Here is a 15,791-nt window from a genome sequence, read left to right on the forward strand (position 1 = left end):
CGACAGAAAACGTTCCCTTACGGGTCAAAAAACTTTGAGCTTGCGCAAAAGCAGCTGCACATCGTCGGTGCGGAACGGCTGCTCTAGCACGTGGATGTTTTGATACGGATGCTCATAGACCGATCTGTGCCCGTTCATGACGACAACGGGGGTACCAAGCGCAACCCACTGTTGCGCTTCGGGCAGTGCGATCACGTTTTCAAACGCGCCTTCGATAAATACGACCGGACATGCCGAAACCGACACGAGCTTGAGGGATGCTGCAATTTCAACTGACTTGGCCCCGGCAGCCACCAACGTTTCCCGCAGGTCCAGCTGTACGAGCGGATTGGAATGAATGACCACACAGGGTGAGTGCGTGGCAACAGACGGCTTATCCATGCAGGAGGTGTCCTGTCGGTTGGTTTCGGGAACGGAAGAAGCTTGGTTGTGTTGTCTGTATGAAGCGCGCCGTGGTTGCGCGCATTAAACTGTGACACAGCTTGCGAAAGAAACCATGGTTACGGACTGCTCAAATTGCCCGTTGCGAAGGCTCGATATTCACAGCGACTTGGGAAAGGACGAACTGGCGTTCATGCGGCGGTTCAAGCACGGTGAATTGAAGGTTGACCCTGGCACCCCATTGTTGATGGAGGGGTCAAACAGCCCGCAGTTATTCACCACTCTCAAGGGTATGGGCGTCCGCTACAAGCTGCTGCCGGATGGCAAAAGGCAGATCGTGAACTTTGTACTCCCCGGCGATTTCATTGGTCTTCAGGCGGGCGTCATGGGGGAAATGAAACATTCGGTCGAAGCAACGACGCCCATGGTGTTGTGTGTCTTTGACCGATCAGAGCTGTGGACCCTGTTTAAACAGCAACCAGACCGGGCGTTCGATCTGACTTGGGCCGCCGCGATGGAGGAGCATTTCCTCGGGGAAGCGCTCACATCGATTGGTCAGATGTCCGCAATCCAGCGGATCAGTTGGGGCCTCATGCGATTCTTCCAACGATGCGTAGACTTGGAGCTGGTCGACAACGAGAGCTGCCCGTTCCCATTCAAGCAGCAAGACCTTGCTGATGCGCTGGGGCTTTCGCTCGTCCACACAAATAAAACGCTGATGAAGCTGCGCGACCGGCAGTTGCTGTCTCTGCAGGATGGGAAGCTGCGATTGCTTGACGCCGAGGGGCTGCAAGAACTTGCGTTCCTTGACCTTCAGCGCCCGTCAAAACGTCCGTTGATCTAATTGAAAAGCCCGGCTCTGCGCCGGGCTCTTTTCATGTTTTTGATTTGGGTCCTGCGAGCAGCCAGATGATGAAGCCCACCAATGGCAGGATAAGCACCAGCAGACACCAAAGAACCTTTCGTCCGGTTGTCGCGCTGGAGCTGAGGATCGACACGAAGGCCCAGATGTTCAGAGCTAAGAGAATGAGGCCGCCTAGGCTGGTAATCTCAACCATGTGTAAGTTTCTTCCTTTCCGGGGCGGACCGCCGTTACGCGGCCTTCAGTTCGGTGCAGCTCTTGAGCACATTGGAGCCATCCGATTGCTTGATCAGAAAGGCAGGCGAAGATGAACTCGCGTTTCGGGTCACTTCAGTGCCCTCAATCATTCTGGAGACGTCGTTGGTGAAGCGCTCAGCGATTTCGCCGGACCCTTCGCCGTCACCCCAGTTCCATTTCACGCTGTCGCCAACGGAAAAGCCCATTATTGCGCCTCCTCAACGGTGACACGATCAGTTGCATCATCCTCGACGAAGGTATCACCCCAAAGAAGTGCGGCAACAATCACGACCAGAGGAACCATCGCTGCGACGGCCATGCCCCACAACGAGGGTTTGTGCCGTTTAGCTTGCTTTTCGATATTTGTGTCGGGTGCAGACATTTTTGTCTCCTTTCAATGGAACAACAGTGATCAGCGTAATTTGTTCCGGGCTACCGGGGCGTCGGGGCTTCGCCAACGCCCGGCTCCACCTCCGCTTTCACCTGTCCCCAGGCAAGGAGGGTAAATACAGCCGTGCCGCCCACCACGTTTCCGGCGAGAACGGGGATGAAAAACTGGAACAGCGCGGCAGACGCCCCCAGCTCACCTTGAATGACGAGGACCCACATCTCGACCGAGCCTGCGATGATGTGGGTAAAGTCACCCGCTGCGATGAGCCATGTGAACAGAAGTATGAGCAGGACATCGGAACCGTTCTGTCCAGGCATCATCCAGACAATCGACGCCACAAGGATGCCCGCCGGAATGGCTCTCAAGAACGCCTCCATCGCGGGGAAACCAGTCGCATGGTACGACAGATCATTCACTACGAGCAGCAGATCGTCCGAAACAGCGCCACTGGTTGTAATGAAGGCCGCAGCGATCAACGCACCGACGATGTTTGCGGCCAACACGATGCTCCAGAGCCGCAGCACTGCAAACAGGCATTCGAGGGACCGTTCCGCCACCAGCGGCAGAATCGTTGTGATCGTATTTTCGGTGAACAACTGCATCCTTCCGAGGATGATCAGCAGAAACCCAAAACTGTAACCGATGTTCTCGATGAGATAGCGCCACGCTTCGTCCGGTAGATAGGCACGGAAAATTGCCTCGCCCAAGACGGAGAATGAAATAAGGATGCCCGCCGCGATGCCGGACCAGATGAGGGAATTGGCCGGACGCTCAAGCTCTTCCTCTCCGTCTCGTCGGATCACTTCGTAAATGAGCTTCGAGTTCAACCGCGTTGCGTCGCGGACGGCATATTCTTCGTTCATCGTCGGCCTCCTGATCGATAGCAGTTCAACCCCGAGGCGCGTGGTTTGTTCCAGATTTCTTGGAACTCGACTGGGGCCGCGGCGTTTACACCTCAGCAGAAAGGAGTTCTGAATATGAACGAGACATTGAAAATTGTTCCGACCGCCGTTGATGTTAAGACCGGTGTGAAAGACACTGCGGCGATCGCCGAAGGGTTGGCTGATGTGCTGGCTGACACCTACCGTTTGGTGTTCAAAACGCACGCGTATCACTGGAACGTAACTGGCCCGGCCTTCTATTCGATCCACAAGCTTACCGAGGACCACTACGAAAACATGTTTACCGCAGCCGATGAGCTTGCAGAGCGTATTCGGTCACTCGGGCATCTTGCGCCCATGCGGATGGAAGACATCATCGGCCGCTCGCGCGTGGAAGACCCGCAAGGAAAACTCTCTGCCGGTGAAATGGTTGAGGACCTTGCGCAAGACCACGAAAAACTGGCGCATCGCCTGCACGCACTGGTCGAGTTGGTCGAAGGTCGTCGTGACCCGGTGACCGAGGACCTCGCGACCGAACGGTCGGCTTTTCACGAGGAAGCTGCATGGATGCTCCGCGCCATCTCGGCATCTTAAAAAAAAAAGCCCCGGCAAACTGCCGGGGCTTTCTGCTCGTCTTGTTTAGGTATCAAACCAGTTCGGCCATTTCCTCGGTGGTCGCAAAAAACATCGCCTGGCTGACGGCTGCGGTCACTTGTTCCTCGGAATAGGGCTTGGTGATCAGAAACGCAGGCTCGGGTCGTTCACCGGTCAACAAACGCTCCGGATACGCAGTGATGAAAATGACTGGTCGATCGCCGAGTTCTTCCAGCAAGGCATTGACCGCATCAATCCCAGACGATTTATCCGCAAGCTGGATGTCGGATAGGATCAGGTCAGGCACGTTTGCGCGACCTTTGGCAATCGCCTCATCCTTGGTGCGGGCAACATCCGTCACCGTATGCCCCATGTCGGTGACGATGGATTTCAAATCCATCGCGATGATGCCCTCATCCTCGATGATCAGAATGTTGCCCAAGACCGCTTCGCCCATTTGATGTCGTGCACGCTCGAACAGCTCTTCTGCTTCATTATGCGAGATATCCATGATCTCGGCGATCGCCGAAAAATCAAAGCCCTCAATCGAACGCAGCAACAGCGCCTCTCGCGTGTTGTGTGGAAGATCGGCAAGACGCCATTGCGCCCGCGCTTCTAGCAATTGATCAGTGTCAGAAACGCCTTCGATCAGGGCACCGGATGTTGACCAGATTTTGTGGAAGACGCTGAAAAGCCCGAGCTTTGTCGAGCTGCACGCACCGACCGAGGCCGGACCAGCGACGATGGTCTCCAACGTTGCGAGCGCGTAGCGATCGCCGCTTTCTTGTTGCCCTGTCAGCGCACGGGCGTAACGCCGCAAGAACGGCAATTCCGCTGCAAGCGAGGTACCGAGATCTCCGGGTGATGTGATCTCAGACATCCAAGTCTCCTTTTGTGTTCTTTGTGTGGGACCTTTTCCGCGCTAGTTCGTTCCACACAGAGCAGTACTTTTTTAAAGATGAAGCGAGACATGGCGTCGAAAAAGCAGAAGTCCAACGTGGATCGTCAGATCGATGAGAACCTCAAGCGCGTCTACGAGGACACGCTGAAAGAGGAATTGCCGGACCGATTTTTAGATCTTTTGGCACAGCTGAAAGAAAAGGAAGGGTCGAAATCCGATGGTGCATGACCCGAGAGAAGAAATCGTCGAACACTTACCCTCGTTGCGCGCATTTGCGAGATCACTGACGCGCAATCCGAGCTCTGCCGATGACCTTGTTCAGGACACGATCGTGAAAGCCTGGTCCAACATCGACAGTTTTCAGGCCGGGACCAACATGCGCGCGTGGCTGTTCACGATCCTCCGCAACACCTTTTATTCACTGAAGCGCAAGAGAAAACGTGAAGTCGAAGACACCGAAGGCGACATGGCAGAGCGTTTGTCGGAGAAGCCGCGCCATGATGGTCGCTTGGCCATGCGGGACTTCGCGCAGGCCTTCGAACAGCTTCCTGATGAGCAACGCGAAGCTCTCCTACTCGTTGGTGCGTCTGGTTTTGCCTACGAGGAAGCCGCAGCCATGTGCGACTGCAAGGTCGGGACCATCAAAAGCCGTGTGAACCGCGGTCGCAAGCGCCTTACGGAGCTGCTCGAACTGAGCGATGACGACAGTCTGGAATTGACGGATCCCGCGACGATGGCGGTGCTGTCCGGTCGTCCCGCAGCATGAACACCTTGTTGCGCCGCTGGGGTGGCGTTCGTTCGCTCCGCAATCGTTTGGTTATCCTCCTGAGTATTGGCATCTTGCCGCTCGGCGTCGTTGCCGTGGTGCAGACCGCGGCCGTGGTGAAGGATGCCCGTGTGCTGGAAGAACGAGATGTGCTGAACCGGACGCTGGAAGCAGCTTCAAACGAGCAATCCGTTTTGCGAAAATCCTTTGGCGCCGCCTCGGCATTGGGTGCAAACGCGCGGGTCACGGGTCCGGACAGCGAAACATGTCAACAGATCATGGAAGACTTCGTTGCACAGACGTCCCCGTATATCTTCGCTGGATTCATCTCTGCTGACGGTATCATGCGCTGTACCTCGACAGGAGATACCATCGATCTTAGCGCGATGGAGTCGTGGACAGACTTCGTGGCCGATCCACGCCCCGTTACCGCCGTGAATGCCGAAGGTGCAGCAACGGGACAATCAGTGATCATCACCACCGTGCCGGTCTTTGATCCAGTCTCGAACGACCTAATCGGCGCAGCCTCGATTTCCCTGCCTCACCGAGTTCTGGATCAGCTTTTCGAAAGCAGCGAACGACAGCTTGGGCTCGCGCTTCTCGATCCGGATGGAACGGTTCTGATGGCCAGTACCGGGATCGACCGAGCCAACCAGTTCGAACGCCTTGGTCTTGATCCTGCCGCACTGGATGTTCCCAGCTCTGGCTTGACGTTCCTGTACGATGACCAACTGGGCAATGAACGACTTGCGGCACTCGTTCCGCTCCTTGAGGATCGGGTATTCGTTCTGGGTCTCTGGGAAAAGTCTGTACGGCCATACTCGATACCTTTCCTCGGAACGCCTGAACCGCTCTTTCCGATCTTGATGTGGGTCGTCGCGCTTGGCCTTGCGATACTCGCTGTTGACCGACTGATCTTGAGGCATCTCAAGGAAATAGATGACAAGATGTCGGGGTTTTCACTGGATGATCCAAGAGACAGCTATGCGAGCGTAGAAGAGGCACCTTCAGAGCTTCGTTCGATCGGGGTGACTTACAACCGCATGGTCGAACGCATTCTACATGATGCGGCTCTTTTGGAAGACGCAGTGCGCGAGAAAGAACTGCTTCTTCGCGAAATCACCACCGCGTGAAGAACAACCTTCAGCTCATCTCATCCATTCTGAACATGCAAATGCGCTCTGTTCCCGAAGGTCAGGGCAAGCGCGTTCTGGGGCGCGTCCAGGATCGCGTCATGAGCCTGTCGTCGATCCACAAAGCCCTCTACTCAGGCACTGACGTCGATAATGTGCGTGTGGACACGCTTTTGTCGGACGTGGTCAGCGCAGCGTTCACACTCGGTTTGCCCGCAGGGTCAGGGGTCAAGACCGACAAGGAACTGGCACCTGTGTATCTTGATGCCGACCAAGCTGTACCCGTCGCGCTTTTGACCAATGAACTTGTCACCAATGCAGTGAAATACGTCGGCCGACCAAAAGATGGTGGCCCCGTCATTCGGGTGCGGCTGGATCAGCAGGACAACGAAATTTGCCTCTCGGTAGAGAACACTCTGGGCGAACCGCTGCGCGAAGACCTTCAGGATGAAAGCACCGGCCTCGGCGGCAGGTTGATTGATGCCTTCGTCACCCAGCTTGGGGCCGCTGCCGAACAAACCGAGGGAAGCGGGTTCTACCGCGTGCGTGTGTGCTTCCGGTCCTTGTCGCATCAGACTGAGGCCCCCTCGGTGCGCGACCAAGTCGCGAAAGAAGTCGCCACCCTGAGACGTACTGCGCAAGCATGACAAAACCCGAAGGGCACCCTATGGCAATCGATCCGGCCTCAACGCCACCTTCCGCTATTGAGAGTTTTGAGCCGTTGTTCACGGCGGAAGAAGCTTTCCCGGCCTTCGAAAGGCTTTGGCTGAACGCCGAGATGCGAATTGAAGGCTGTTTCCGCATTTTCGACCTGCGCACCAAGCTACGCAGCCCGGAAGCGAGGTTGATAGGCGAGACATGGTTTGACCTGATCGTTCATTGCCTTGACCGTGGTGTTTCCATTGATCTCACGATCTCGGATTTCGACCCTGTCGTCGGTACAGAATACCACCGTCTTAGTTGGGCAAGTGCTCGGCAGCTTGCAGCCGCCGCAGAACTCGCAAAACATGGCAATCTCACCTATTCGATTGCGTTGCACCCGGCACGAGTGGGGTCGCTGCCTCGCCTGCTGCTGTATCCCAAGCTGCGTCAAAAACTGTACGAGCGTGACGAAGACCTGCTGACACCGGGCGTGTCAGAGCGAAAAACAGCGCTTCGATCTACCCATCGTGCCAGCAACGCATCACCAAAAGCTTTCCGTTTTTGACGGGGAGGTTCTGTATATCGGCGGCTTGGATCTGAACGAACGGCGGTGGGATACGACGTCATATGACCGAAAGGCGTCTGAGACCTGGCATGATATCCAAGCCATCGTTCAAGGCCCGATAGTCGCCGCAGCGCAGTCTCACTTAAGAACGTTCAAGGACGTTGCGGCAGGGGTCAAGGAGCCGGAGGAGGCTTCAGATAGCTTCCTTCGGACGATATCGACGAGGCGCAGATTTCCGTTCTTTCATATCTCACCTAACCCGCGGATCACCGAGATAGAAACGGCACACCTCAGAGCAATCAAATCCGCAAACGGGCCGATATACCTTGAAACCCAGTTTTTTCGCCACCGTCCGTTAGCGGAAGCGTTGGCCGCGGCTGCGGGACACAATCAGGACCTTGGCCTCATGATGGTGTTGCCAGCCGCACCCGAGGATGTCGCGTTTCGGGGCAACCGGAATCTCGATGCGCGTATGGGTGCCCAGCAGCAGATGGAGGCGCTAGAGATCCTCAAAGAGGCGTTCAAAGATCGACTGGCACTTGCATCACCGGTCCAAAGACGCCCAGCAGAGACCGCAGAGGGCGGCCCCGCATTGCTGCACGGCTCCCCGCAAATCTACGTGCACTCCAAGTTGTCATTGTTCGGGCTAAGAGAGGGGATTCTGTCTTCGGCAAACCTAAACGGACGAAGCCTGCGTTGGGACACCGAAGCGGGGCTTCATCTGAAAAACCCAAAGCACATTACACTGCTTTGGTCGAAGGTGCTGTGCGCCTGGCTGGGATCAACGGCGCCCGACCCCTCTGGAGACCCCATTGACTTCATAGCCAGCGTCAATCGGCTTCTTGCGGCCAATATGGTCCTCGCGCCTGAAAACCGCATTCACCACCTGCTGCCTTTTGCGCGTGGTAAGGATGTTGCACTTGCTCAAACGGTGCATGGTGTCCCGGACGAACTCGTATAAAAAAAGGCCCGCATGTCGCGGGCCTTTTCCGGGTTCAGATGGGGTTCGTTACCCTTCCCAGTTCGGAAGTGCTTCCAGCTCGGTTTCGGACATCGGAACAGACACCCGGTAGTCGTCACCGTCTTCGCTGACAGTAATGTCCAGTTTGTCGATCCCGAGCTCCACAGGCTTTTCACCGAGTCCAAGAAAGCCACCGACATCAACAATGGCCGCGTCAATCTTGCCCTCATCCGACAGGTTCAGCTGGCTAACTTCGCCAATCCATTCACCGGATGCATCATAGACGCGGGCGCCGGTAAGATCTTCGGCAGTCAGCGCGGCGACCTTCTCAGCCTCAAGCGGGACACCATAGGCAACAGGGTTGTTCTCCATATGATCGTCGGTCAACGCCTCGCGGTTGTCGCGCTTCATCCACTCGCGATCATAGGCTGGCGCGGCTTCGAGGTCGGCCTTGCTCGCCGGTATCACGAGGAAAAAGTCATCGGGCGCGTCGGTTTCGCTGTCTGAAACGAACCGAATTTCGTCCTTGTTCATTGCAACGTGGTGCTCACCAATTCCGAGAAAGCCACCGATATCGACCAGAACCGAAGAGATATCGCCCTCGCGGGTGATGACGAGGTCATTGATCTCTCCCACATCGTCCCATTCGGTCTGAGCACCTTGAACGGACATCATGCTCCAGCCCTCGTCCCCTTGAGGCGCGGTGGCGTAGACGCGCATGCCGATAAAGTCCGATGCGTGCATATCGGTTTCGGATGCACCCGGGATAAACATATCGTTGTCGGCGGTCATTTCTGCATGGGCGGCAGCTGCGGTGAAGAGTGCAGCGCTCAGCGCGGTGGTTCTCAAAAGGCGTGTCATGTTATCCTCCGTGTTGCATTGCAAGGGGCCGGGCCCTCAACAAACCAACAGCAAGCCGCTCGGATTGTTCCAATTAACATAATGATATCATTCAAAAAAAGGCCCGCCGAACAGGCGGGCCAGTAAAAGGGGCCGGAAGACCGAGGGCAGAGAACGGCGTTCCGGAAGATCATGGGCCCAATTGAGTGAACCCATAACATGTCAACACGCCAAGGCCGCGCGGGTTCCCTTCACGCAGCAGTCTTTTTCAATTCTGCGTCGACACTGGCCAACTGGTTGTGCGCTGCGGAGTAGGCTCTGGCAGCCGCGACCAGCGATTTGAAGAGCGCGCGGTGACGTGGTCGGTAAAACAGATGTTCAGGATGCCACTGGACGCCTATGGCAAACGGATCACTGACCCGTTCCACAGCTTGAACCATACCAAATTCGTCCGCTGCAGCTATGCGTAGACCCCTGCCAAGTTTGTTTACCGACTGACGATGCAAGGAGTTTACACGCATTGGACCGTGGCCAACAACGCAAGCCAAACGACTGTCATCCGTGATATGCACGGTCCTCTTGGGCAAGACCGTGTAAGTGAAGCGCGCACCGTACTCGCCAAAGGCGTCTTGGTGAAGGGTACCGCCCGTTACCACGTTCAGCATCTGCGAGCCGCGACAAATTCCGAGTGCCGGAATACCGCGTTTAAACGCAGTTTGTAGGACTTCGCGCTCAAACGCATCCCGCTCATCATCAAAACGCGCTTCCAGAAATAGTTCTCCGCCGTAGAGCGTCGGGGAAATGTCGTCGCCGCCACCGATGACCACGCCATCAACCGATTCAAGATCAATATCGGCCCGGGTTTGCCATCGCACGGCGCGACCACCGCCAAGCCAAACATTCAACGCAATCAACGGGAAGACACGCCACCCGGTGCGGCGCGAGACTGTCACTCCAATCACAGGGCGGCTCATGACGCACCCAAGTGACTGTGCGCAGACAGAATTTCAGATACGCGATCTGACCAGTCCCCGTCGAAATCGAGGCGCTCTCTTCGCAACTTGTTCAGGAGTTCTTTGTCCTGAGCGACTGCGTCGACAAGTTTCCACTGGTTCCAGGCCAGATCGATACTCCAATCGGCTTCGTCAATCCGACAGTCGGGCAACCGAAAGTGATAAGCCGGACGCGCTTTGACTGACCCCAAACCCTTGGCAGCTTCGGTGACGCGTGCGTCATCAACTGTCGCGAGAAGGGGCAGCATGTCGAGACCGTGATCTCTGGACGGCGCGTGGGCCAGGTAGGCGGCAAGAAGCCCATCGAAACTCGTTGGCAGAGAGTTCGCGAGAGCATCAACAAACGCGTCGGCGTACGGGCGCACGAAGGGCAGCATGCGGCGGGAAACATCAATCGGGTCTTCGGCACGCAGGAAGGGTTCCAGCAGCGCGTAGGCGGCGACACGGCGCGCGACCGCAGCCCCATCCATCTCAGCCGCCTCAATATTCAAATGCAGGCCGAACCCGAGGAACACGCCATCACGCGAACCAACTGCGCCAGCGTCGCGGAGTGATGACACTATGATGTCAAAGTCGGGCAATCGATCCCGGCTAAACGGCTCGGTTACCAATTCGACAGGCACCACATTTCTGAGCAGTTTCTCGGCGGTTTCGCCGCCAAGCTCGCGCGCCGTTTCCGCATACCGCGTGTCGAGGTAGACCTCACATTTGCCGAACGCTTCGGTTTGGCACGTCCAGTAGCCAGGAGCGTGTTTCCGCGCCTGACTGTTTGTGGCCAAAGCGACAACTTCAGCTGCGGTGCGCTCTGACAAACCCGAAAACTCAAGCTCAAGGCCAATTCGGCCAAGGTGGTCTTCCGAAATGTCCGGCGTCAAAAAATCTCTTGGATGTTGCATGGTTCGGAAACGCGCCGACCCGGCGAATGGTTCCTCAAGAGCGACCCGGTGTTTTGAAGTGAACACGGAACCGACACGGCGGAGGAACGTTTAAACTTCCAGCAGAAGGAGGCTCTCGTGACACACAGAATTGCTTTACAGCAGGTGCTGCAACTTACGCCCGACACGCGCCAATACGTTTTCTCTCGCCCCAGCAACTACAACTTCAAACCCGGGCAGGCGACCGATCTCGCGTTGGATCGGGAAGGATGGCGCGATGAAAAGCGGCCCTTTACCTTCACCAACGACCCCGACGCCAATATCCTGTCGTTCACGATAAAGAGCTATCCATCTCATGATGGCGTCACCGCGCGTCTCGCGAGTTTGGAACCAGGCGACGATGTGCTTATCGACGAGCCTTGGGGTGCTATCGAAGACAAGGGCCCAGGTGTCTTTCTGGCTGCGGGCGCCGGTATCACTCCTTTCATCGGCATTCTGAAGCAACGGGCTCGTAAACGTGAGATTTCCGAGTGCAGCCTGCATTTCGCCAACAGGACCGAGGACGACATTATCTGCCGTCACCTGTGGGAAAACCTGCCAGGTTTCGAGGTCGAGTTCCTGTTATCTGACCCCCAAAGAGGCAACGTACCTGCCCGTCGACTGGACGCAGCGTACCTCGATCAGGCAATAACAGACTGGGATCAGCGCTTCTATCTTTGCGGACCTCCAGAGATGGAGGACGAGGTCGCAGACATTCTTCGAAGCAACGGCGTTCCGGACGAGAAAATCGTGCGGGAAGAGTGATACCAAGCCTCTGGATAAGCGCCGGAAGTTGACACTTTGATTTACGTTCAAAGAAGCGAAACGTCTGCGTCGGAGCCCTCCCTTCGCCGCACACCCAAGGAACCGAACAGGTCGCTCCGCGTTGACCAGCATAGTCATTGAAGGGAAAGCCTATGCTGGGGTCTTACAAGACTGCATCAGTCGATCAGCCCAAGGGTGCGATCACCGATCTAGCCACTGACATCGTTGATGTCATGCGCGGATACAAAACGATGCAGGAGCGTGCCGAAGACGATTTGCGTCCGATCGTCGAACGGCTCCACACCCTGCATTCCCATCATGCATCAGCACTGTTCCGCGTGCTCGAAACCTATGGGGGCGAACCAGACAAGGCCGGCTCGATCATGGGTGTCGTGCATTCGGTGGTCGCGACCGCGCGAGACTGGACCGGATCACTGGACACTTCGGCGCTTCCGCAAATTTTGGCTGGCGAGAAGCAGGTCATCAACAGCTACAGCGCCGCCATAGACAACCTCAAGGACGCACCGCGTCTGCGCGGGATCCTTGAAGATCAAAGGGCCGTTCTCCGAGCCCACATCGCAGCACTTGAGCAGTGATTACGGGCTGCTGCCACGGCCAATTGCATTTCAACCAAGGAGGGAAGAATGTCATCCTCAAAGACGGAAACTACGAAGGAAAGATTAAAAAGCGCGGCCAAGAGCGTTGGCGCTTCGGCAAAGGCTCATGCAAAGCAGCGCGTCGACGAAGCGCAATCAACCTTTGCGGACCGCACCGAAGCCGAGGCTGACAGCATGCGCCGTGCCGCAGCCGAGTTCGACCATAACCCGATCGCACAGCAAGCAGCGTATCACCTTTCCGAAAATCTTGCGAAAGCCGCAGAGATGGTCCGGCACGCAGACCTTCCAACTCTGCAAGAAGACGTAACCGATTTCGCGTACAAGCATCCGTTTGTCTTCTTTGGTGGTGCTGCCGCGCTCGGTTTTGTCGCCGCGCGCGCACTAAAAGCCTCCGATCGAGCAGAAGGTCCGGAAATGTCCGCTTCGGACACCTCGGTTCGCCCGCAAGCCGATGGGGTCAAATGGGGGTATTCCTGATGTCACACGAGTCCGGCAGCCGTCGAGCGGCTTCGACCCTTTTCGCGAACGTTGCAGACAGTGTGCTCCGCATTCTCCGCAAGGAGGCGAAGCTTGCGCGCGCGGAACTGGCCGAAAACTTCGATAAGGCCAAGGTGGCGCTGGCTCTTCTCGCAACGGCCGTTGTTCTGGCTCTTGTCGCGGCTGTCGTCCTTGCAAATGCCGGCGTCTCCGCGCTTGTCACAGTCGGGGTACCGCCTTGGGTCGCTGCGCTTATCGTCGGCGGGACTGTTTTGCTGATCGCGGTTGGCTTTGCAGCAAAAGCGATGAGTGACCTGTCGGCTGAGAGCCTTGCTCCGTCGCGCACGATCAGGAATGTGCAGCGTGATATCGACGTTCTCAAGGAGCGGATCGGTGGCTGAAACTGACAAGATTACCAGCGAACTGGAGGACGAACGCGTTCAACTGCGCGCAGAGCTGGACGCCTTGTCGCAAAAAATTCGTCTCGGAAAAGCGGTCGCTCAAGCGTCACATGCTTTCGGTCATTCAGCAGATGATCTTGGCCGCAAGGCAGGCAAGATCGCACAAGAAAACACCCTGCCGCTCGCTGTCACCGGGGTGGGTCTTGCCCTCTTGGCTGTAAACGTTCTTGGACAATCATCACCAAGTCGTTCAGGCGCGGACGATACCCGCGAAACGGACACTGCGAGCGGTGTCCGCAGCCCGACGCCAGAGATGCAAGGCTGTGCTGCGCGCGCTGCGTCTTGGCTTGAGGCGCCAGAAATTCAACACAACAGGAAAGGAGAACATGATATGACAACGTATCACCCGTCATCGCAATCGATGAAAAGGCGCGCGTACGCCGCGACAGAAACCCTGCGCGCGCGCATTGACGAAGGTCTCGAAGACTTGCCGGACAGTGCGAAAGCGCGCATTCGAAAGGCCCGCGAGGCTGCAATTTCTGCCCAGGCCCAGGTTGAGAGCGAAGCTCGCCGGGTTGCCGCGACCACACGCGACGTGGTGCATGAGAATCCGTTGTTGGTTGGCGCGCTCGCACTTGCCGCCGGCGCCGCGATCGCCGCTGCACTGCCACGCACGGCTGCGGAGAACCGCGCCATCGGTGGGCACCGCGATGCGCTGTTCGATGAAGCGGAACGTATTTTCGACGAAGAGAAGTCCAAGGCACTGGCACGGGCAAAAGCCCTTGCAAAGGCAGGGCACGAAAAGATCACAGAAGGTTTGAGCGGTGATGTGTCTGACCCCATCGCCAAGGCAAGCAGCGGCCGCGGCAATGTCAAAACGACGGGCACAGACAGCGCTCGTAACGGCGCGACCTAAACAAGTTATGGAACAGGTAAAACCCCCGCCAAGTTGGCGGGGGTTTTTTCATGTACTCGAAGCCGTATCCGTTCTTTTCTCTGCATTCCTTGGGGCGAAGACGAACAGCACCCAAACCAGCAGCGGGATCGCGATAAGACCGCCAACAGGCCCCCACAACCACAACCAAAAAACGAATGAAAGAAAGACGAACAACGGGTTTAGAGCCATGCGATGCCCAACGAGTGTCGGCGTAACGAATTGCGCTTCAATCATGTTGAATGTGACAAACACAGCGGCTGGTAGAAAGCTGAAAGCGCCATCGAACGTCACCACGCCTACGACCAGCAATGCCAGCGCGATCGACGCAGGGCCGAGGTACATCAGATAATTCAAAAGGAACGTTGCAAGACCCCACAGAATTGGCTGCGGCATTCCCAACACCGACATAGCCAACGCAACGATCAGTCCGAACCCGGCATTGATCATCGAAATCGTCAGAAAATACTGCGATACGCGACGTTCTGCCTCGCACATGCGCGCTTGCGACCATGTCGGCACGAGGTTGGCCAGCTTGTCATAGACGTCCGACCTGCTGACAAGAAAAAAATAGAGCGTCCCGAGGAAGATCAGAAGCGCGCTCAAAACAGATGGACCGTAGCTTAGCGCATCTAGAACGCCCGGTATCGGGACAGGGTCAGTATCAGCTTCGGCGGGTGTTTCTCCGTCCGAGAGCGCGTCTGCGACAGTTGATTGCAGTTCCTGAACGCCCGAGAACGCACCTTTCACCGTTTCGACTACGATCCGTACCTCCTCCCAGATCAATGGAGCGTTCCGGATAACGTCTGACACAGTTGGCTCGATCGCGACAAACAGAAGAAAGGCAACCAGAACGAAAACGAACAAAACCGCAAAGGCTGCGAGCGCGGGATGGAAACCCAACCGACCAATGCGATCCACGAGCGGGGCCAGCACCACCCCGATCACAACCGCCGTCAGCACGGGCGCGAACACAGCTTGTGCCCAATCCAGCGCAAAGCACACAGCCACGGCTGCGATTGCGCAGACAAAAGGGGCGCATCTCATAGAGCTCAAGTTTTCAGTTTTCATTGAGTGCGAACGCATAAGTCGGTGATTGGTTGCCCTGAATGACAGGCGGCACCCTGTTGATCTTCGGCCTTACCGACTTGGACAATCCTCAGACGTCGAGTGTAGGTCATGCGCGTCAGTCAATCCTGAATGGCCAACGGCTTGTAGGGAAAACTCCGGCTGATCGTGATCATGACCGGGTCATTGGCGTCGTGCGATATTGCTTGCAAAACGATTAGAAGTTTCGCGCCATCAGCAGCTTTCTTTGAACCACACGCTGGCCTCGGCCTATTTGATCATCCGTCGATCCGTCTTGACACCCGGCGCCTTCTGCTCCCCTCCGCATGCTCCAAATGAGAGCGGGAAAGACGCTTTGACGCTGTTGCTGGAGTACACTCGCATCCCGTTTGGCCAGCGGATTCTTCGCAAGAGCGACTTGCCGCGACCATGCGGCCGCAATTGCTCG

At 56.6% G+C, this 15,791-nt stretch carries 23 protein-coding genes; 13 read left to right on the forward strand and 10 right to left on the reverse strand.

The window, feature by feature from the left end; translation table 11 throughout:
• Positions 1 to 24 precede the first annotated feature (24 nt).
• Positions 25 to 381, reverse strand: coding sequence for a hypothetical protein (locus ACP15N_RS10115; RefSeq protein ID WP_425092141.1), 357 nt, complete (start codon positions 379 to 381; stop codon positions 25 to 27).
• A 115-nt stretch (positions 382 to 496) separates the two neighbouring features.
• Here ACP15N_RS10115 and ACP15N_RS10120 point away from each other — a divergent pair, with 115 nt between their 5' ends.
• On the forward strand, positions 497 to 1,225 hold the full coding sequence (locus ACP15N_RS10120) for a Crp/Fnr family transcriptional regulator (RefSeq protein ID WP_425092142.1): 729 nt from the start codon (positions 497 to 499) through the stop codon (positions 1,223 to 1,225).
• 31 nt (positions 1,226 to 1,256) lie between these two features.
• Here ACP15N_RS10120 and ACP15N_RS10125 read toward each other — a convergent pair whose 3' ends face one another.
• The 4 genes from ACP15N_RS10125 to ACP15N_RS10140 are packed head-to-tail and all read right to left on the reverse strand — an operon-like array spanning position 1,257 to position 2,734.
• Positions 1,257 to 1,439, reverse strand: coding sequence for a PLD nuclease N-terminal domain-containing protein (locus ACP15N_RS10125; RefSeq protein ID WP_425092144.1), 183 nt, complete (start codon positions 1,437 to 1,439; stop codon positions 1,257 to 1,259).
• A 34-nt stretch (positions 1,440 to 1,473) separates the two neighbouring features.
• Entirely contained in the window at positions 1,474 to 1,686 is a 213-nt protein-coding gene (locus ACP15N_RS10130; RefSeq protein WP_425092145.1) for a DUF2945 domain-containing protein, read from the reverse strand.
• Positions 1,686 to 1,862, reverse strand: a complete 177-nt coding sequence (locus ACP15N_RS10135; RefSeq protein WP_425092146.1) for a hypothetical protein — start codon at positions 1,860 to 1,862, stop codon at positions 1,686 to 1,688. Before ACP15N_RS10135 ends, ACP15N_RS10130 begins: the two co-directional genes overlap by 1 nt.
• Positions 1,863 to 1,912: 50 nt before the next feature.
• Entirely contained in the window at positions 1,913 to 2,734 is an 822-nt protein-coding gene (locus ACP15N_RS10140) for a formate/nitrite transporter family protein (RefSeq protein ID WP_425092147.1), read from the reverse strand.
• A gap of 114 nt (positions 2,735 to 2,848) precedes the next feature.
• On the opposite strand from ACP15N_RS10140, the gene ACP15N_RS10145 reads away from it, so the two are divergent.
• Positions 2,849 to 3,346 carry a Dps family protein gene (locus ACP15N_RS10145; protein ID WP_425092148.1) on the forward strand — a complete coding sequence of 166 codons (498 nt, stop codon included), beginning with the start codon at positions 2,849 to 2,851 and terminating at the stop codon, positions 3,344 to 3,346.
• Between the two features lie 52 nt (positions 3,347 to 3,398).
• Here the strand turns inward: ACP15N_RS10145 and ACP15N_RS10150 are convergent, their stop codons facing one another.
• Positions 3,399 to 4,226, reverse strand: coding sequence for a response regulator (locus tag ACP15N_RS10150; RefSeq protein WP_425092149.1), 828 nt, complete (start codon positions 4,224 to 4,226; stop codon positions 3,399 to 3,401).
• A 90-nt stretch (positions 4,227 to 4,316) separates the two neighbouring features.
• On the opposite strand from ACP15N_RS10150, the gene ACP15N_RS10155 reads away from it, so the two are divergent.
• Genes ACP15N_RS10155 through ACP15N_RS10180 form a run of 6 tightly spaced genes read left to right on the forward strand, consistent with a single transcriptional unit; the run spans position 4,317 to position 8,314 of the window.
• Complete coding sequence (locus ACP15N_RS10155) at positions 4,317 to 4,475, forward strand: NepR family anti-sigma factor (protein ID WP_425092150.1); 159 nt, start codon at positions 4,317 to 4,319, stop codon at positions 4,473 to 4,475.
• Positions 4,465 to 5,013 carry an RNA polymerase sigma factor gene (locus ACP15N_RS10160; protein WP_425092151.1) on the forward strand — a complete coding sequence of 183 codons (549 nt, stop codon included), beginning with the start codon at positions 4,465 to 4,467 and terminating at the stop codon, positions 5,011 to 5,013. Before ACP15N_RS10155 ends, ACP15N_RS10160 begins: the two co-directional genes overlap by 11 nt.
• Complete coding sequence (locus ACP15N_RS10165) at positions 5,010 to 6,146, forward strand: cache domain-containing protein (protein ID WP_425092152.1); 1,137 nt, start codon at positions 5,010 to 5,012, stop codon at positions 6,144 to 6,146. The genes ACP15N_RS10160 and ACP15N_RS10165 overlap by 4 nt, the downstream gene beginning before the upstream one ends.
• Positions 6,143 to 6,793, forward strand: coding sequence for a sensor histidine kinase (locus ACP15N_RS10170; RefSeq protein WP_425092153.1), 651 nt, complete (start codon positions 6,143 to 6,145; stop codon positions 6,791 to 6,793). Before ACP15N_RS10165 ends, ACP15N_RS10170 begins: the two co-directional genes overlap by 4 nt.
• A gap of 20 nt (positions 6,794 to 6,813) precedes the next feature.
• Entirely contained in the window at positions 6,814 to 7,353 is a 540-nt protein-coding gene (locus ACP15N_RS10175) for a hypothetical protein (protein ID WP_425092154.1), read from the forward strand.
• Positions 7,316 to 8,314, forward strand: a complete 999-nt coding sequence (locus ACP15N_RS10180) for a hypothetical protein (protein ID WP_425092155.1) — start codon at positions 7,316 to 7,318, stop codon at positions 8,312 to 8,314. The genes ACP15N_RS10175 and ACP15N_RS10180 overlap by 38 nt, the downstream gene beginning before the upstream one ends.
• Positions 8,315 to 8,362: 48 nt before the next feature.
• On the opposite strand, the gene ACP15N_RS10185 is transcribed toward ACP15N_RS10180, so the two are convergent.
• The 3 genes from ACP15N_RS10185 to ACP15N_RS10195 all read right to left on the reverse strand — a co-directional run bounded on the left by ACP15N_RS10185 (position 8,363) and on the right by ACP15N_RS10195 (position 11,042).
• Positions 8,363 to 9,175 (reverse strand): PRC-barrel domain-containing protein, encoded by an 813-nt coding sequence (locus tag ACP15N_RS10185; protein WP_425092156.1) that lies wholly within the window; start codon positions 9,173 to 9,175, stop codon positions 8,363 to 8,365.
• Positions 9,176 to 9,405: 230 nt separating this feature from the next.
• The gene (locus ACP15N_RS10190; RefSeq protein WP_425092157.1) at positions 9,406 to 10,128 is read right to left on the reverse strand and encodes a gamma-glutamyl-gamma-aminobutyrate hydrolase family protein; all 723 of its coding nucleotides are present in this window, start codon (positions 10,126 to 10,128) and stop codon (positions 9,406 to 9,408) included.
• Complete coding sequence (locus ACP15N_RS10195; protein ID WP_425092158.1) at positions 10,125 to 11,042, reverse strand: amidoligase family protein; 918 nt, start codon at positions 11,040 to 11,042, stop codon at positions 10,125 to 10,127. Before ACP15N_RS10195 ends, ACP15N_RS10190 begins: the two co-directional genes overlap by 4 nt.
• Before the next feature lie 138 nt (positions 11,043 to 11,180).
• On the opposite strand from ACP15N_RS10195, the gene ACP15N_RS10200 reads away from it, so the two are divergent.
• The 5 genes from ACP15N_RS10200 (at position 11,181) to ACP15N_RS10220 (ending at position 14,257) form a co-directional block, all read left to right on the forward strand.
• Positions 11,181 to 11,846 (forward strand): FAD-binding oxidoreductase, encoded by a 666-nt coding sequence (locus ACP15N_RS10200; protein ID WP_425092159.1) that lies wholly within the window; start codon positions 11,181 to 11,183, stop codon positions 11,844 to 11,846.
• Positions 11,847 to 11,998: 152 nt separating this feature from the next.
• Positions 11,999 to 12,442, forward strand: coding sequence for a DUF2383 domain-containing protein (locus ACP15N_RS10205; protein ID WP_425092160.1), 444 nt, complete (start codon positions 11,999 to 12,001; stop codon positions 12,440 to 12,442).
• Positions 12,443 to 12,490: 48 nt separating this feature from the next.
• Positions 12,491 to 12,940 carry a hypothetical protein gene (locus tag ACP15N_RS10210; RefSeq protein ID WP_425092161.1) on the forward strand — a complete coding sequence of 150 codons (450 nt, stop codon included), beginning with the start codon at positions 12,491 to 12,493 and terminating at the stop codon, positions 12,938 to 12,940.
• Positions 12,940 to 13,341 (forward strand): phage holin family protein, encoded by a 402-nt coding sequence (locus ACP15N_RS10215; protein ID WP_425092162.1) that lies wholly within the window; start codon positions 12,940 to 12,942, stop codon positions 13,339 to 13,341. The genes ACP15N_RS10210 and ACP15N_RS10215 overlap by 1 nt, the downstream gene beginning before the upstream one ends.
• A 391-nt stretch (positions 13,342 to 13,732) precedes the next feature.
• The gene (locus tag ACP15N_RS10220) at positions 13,733 to 14,257 is read left to right on the forward strand and encodes a hypothetical protein (protein WP_425092163.1); all 525 of its coding nucleotides are present in this window, start codon (positions 13,733 to 13,735) and stop codon (positions 14,255 to 14,257) included.
• A gap of 48 nt (positions 14,258 to 14,305) precedes the next feature.
• Here the strand turns inward: ACP15N_RS10220 and ACP15N_RS10225 are convergent, their stop codons facing one another.
• On the reverse strand, positions 14,306 to 15,322 hold the full coding sequence (locus ACP15N_RS10225) for an AI-2E family transporter (RefSeq protein ID WP_425092164.1): 1,017 nt from the start codon (positions 15,320 to 15,322) through the stop codon (positions 14,306 to 14,308).
• Between the last annotated feature and the right edge of the window lie 469 nt (positions 15,323 to 15,791).

Origin of the sequence: Tropicimonas sp. S265A (genome assembly GCF_049800835.1) — a bacterium.
Classification (GTDB): domain Bacteria; phylum Pseudomonadota; class Alphaproteobacteria; order Rhodobacterales; family Rhodobacteraceae; genus Dinoroseobacter.

Excerpts from the sequence above, each read along its gene's own strand:
- ACP15N_RS10125 (WP_425092144.1), bottom strand. The coding sequence starts at position 1,439 with ATGGTTGAGATTACCAGCCTAGGCGGCCTCATTCTCTTAGCTCTGAAC.
- ACP15N_RS10185 (WP_425092156.1), bottom strand. The coding sequence starts at position 9,175 with ATGACACGCCTTTTGAGAACCACCGCGCTGAGCGCTGCACTCTTCACC.
- ACP15N_RS10135 (WP_425092146.1), bottom strand. The coding sequence starts at position 1,862 with ATGTCTGCACCCGACACAAATATCGAAAAGCAAGCTAAACGGCACAAA.
- ACP15N_RS10150 (WP_425092149.1), bottom strand. The coding sequence starts at position 4,226 with ATGTCTGAGATCACATCACCCGGAGATCTCGGTACCTCGCTTGCAGCG.
- ACP15N_RS10140 (WP_425092147.1), bottom strand. The coding sequence starts at position 2,734 with ATGAACGAAGAATATGCCGTCCGCGACGCAACGCGGTTGAACTCGAAG.
- ACP15N_RS10145 (WP_425092148.1), top strand. The coding sequence starts at position 2,849 with ATGAACGAGACATTGAAAATTGTTCCGACCGCCGTTGATGTTAAGACC.
- ACP15N_RS10220 (WP_425092163.1), top strand. The coding sequence starts at position 13,733 with ATGACAACGTATCACCCGTCATCGCAATCGATGAAAAGGCGCGCGTAC.
- ACP15N_RS10130 (WP_425092145.1), bottom strand. The coding sequence starts at position 1,686 with ATGGGCTTTTCCGTTGGCGACAGCGTGAAATGGAACTGGGGTGACGGC.
- ACP15N_RS10205 (WP_425092160.1), top strand. The coding sequence starts at position 11,999 with ATGCTGGGGTCTTACAAGACTGCATCAGTCGATCAGCCCAAGGGTGCG.
- ACP15N_RS10120 (WP_425092142.1), top strand. The coding sequence starts at position 497 with ATGGTTACGGACTGCTCAAATTGCCCGTTGCGAAGGCTCGATATTCAC.
- ACP15N_RS10155 (WP_425092150.1), top strand. The coding sequence starts at position 4,317 with ATGGCGTCGAAAAAGCAGAAGTCCAACGTGGATCGTCAGATCGATGAG.
- ACP15N_RS10175 (WP_425092154.1), top strand. The coding sequence starts at position 6,814 with ATGGCAATCGATCCGGCCTCAACGCCACCTTCCGCTATTGAGAGTTTT.
- ACP15N_RS10160 (WP_425092151.1), top strand. The coding sequence starts at position 4,465 with ATGGTGCATGACCCGAGAGAAGAAATCGTCGAACACTTACCCTCGTTG.
- ACP15N_RS10115 (WP_425092141.1), bottom strand. The coding sequence starts at position 381 with ATGGATAAGCCGTCTGTTGCCACGCACTCACCCTGTGTGGTCATTCAT.
- ACP15N_RS10165 (WP_425092152.1), top strand. The coding sequence starts at position 5,010 with ATGAACACCTTGTTGCGCCGCTGGGGTGGCGTTCGTTCGCTCCGCAAT.
- ACP15N_RS10190 (WP_425092157.1), bottom strand. The coding sequence starts at position 10,128 with ATGAGCCGCCCTGTGATTGGAGTGACAGTCTCGCGCCGCACCGGGTGG.
- ACP15N_RS10225 (WP_425092164.1), bottom strand. The coding sequence starts at position 15,322 with ATGAGATGCGCCCCTTTTGTCTGCGCAATCGCAGCCGTGGCTGTGTGC.
- ACP15N_RS10215 (WP_425092162.1), top strand. The coding sequence starts at position 12,940 with ATGTCACACGAGTCCGGCAGCCGTCGAGCGGCTTCGACCCTTTTCGCG.
- ACP15N_RS10210 (WP_425092161.1), top strand. The coding sequence starts at position 12,491 with ATGTCATCCTCAAAGACGGAAACTACGAAGGAAAGATTAAAAAGCGCG.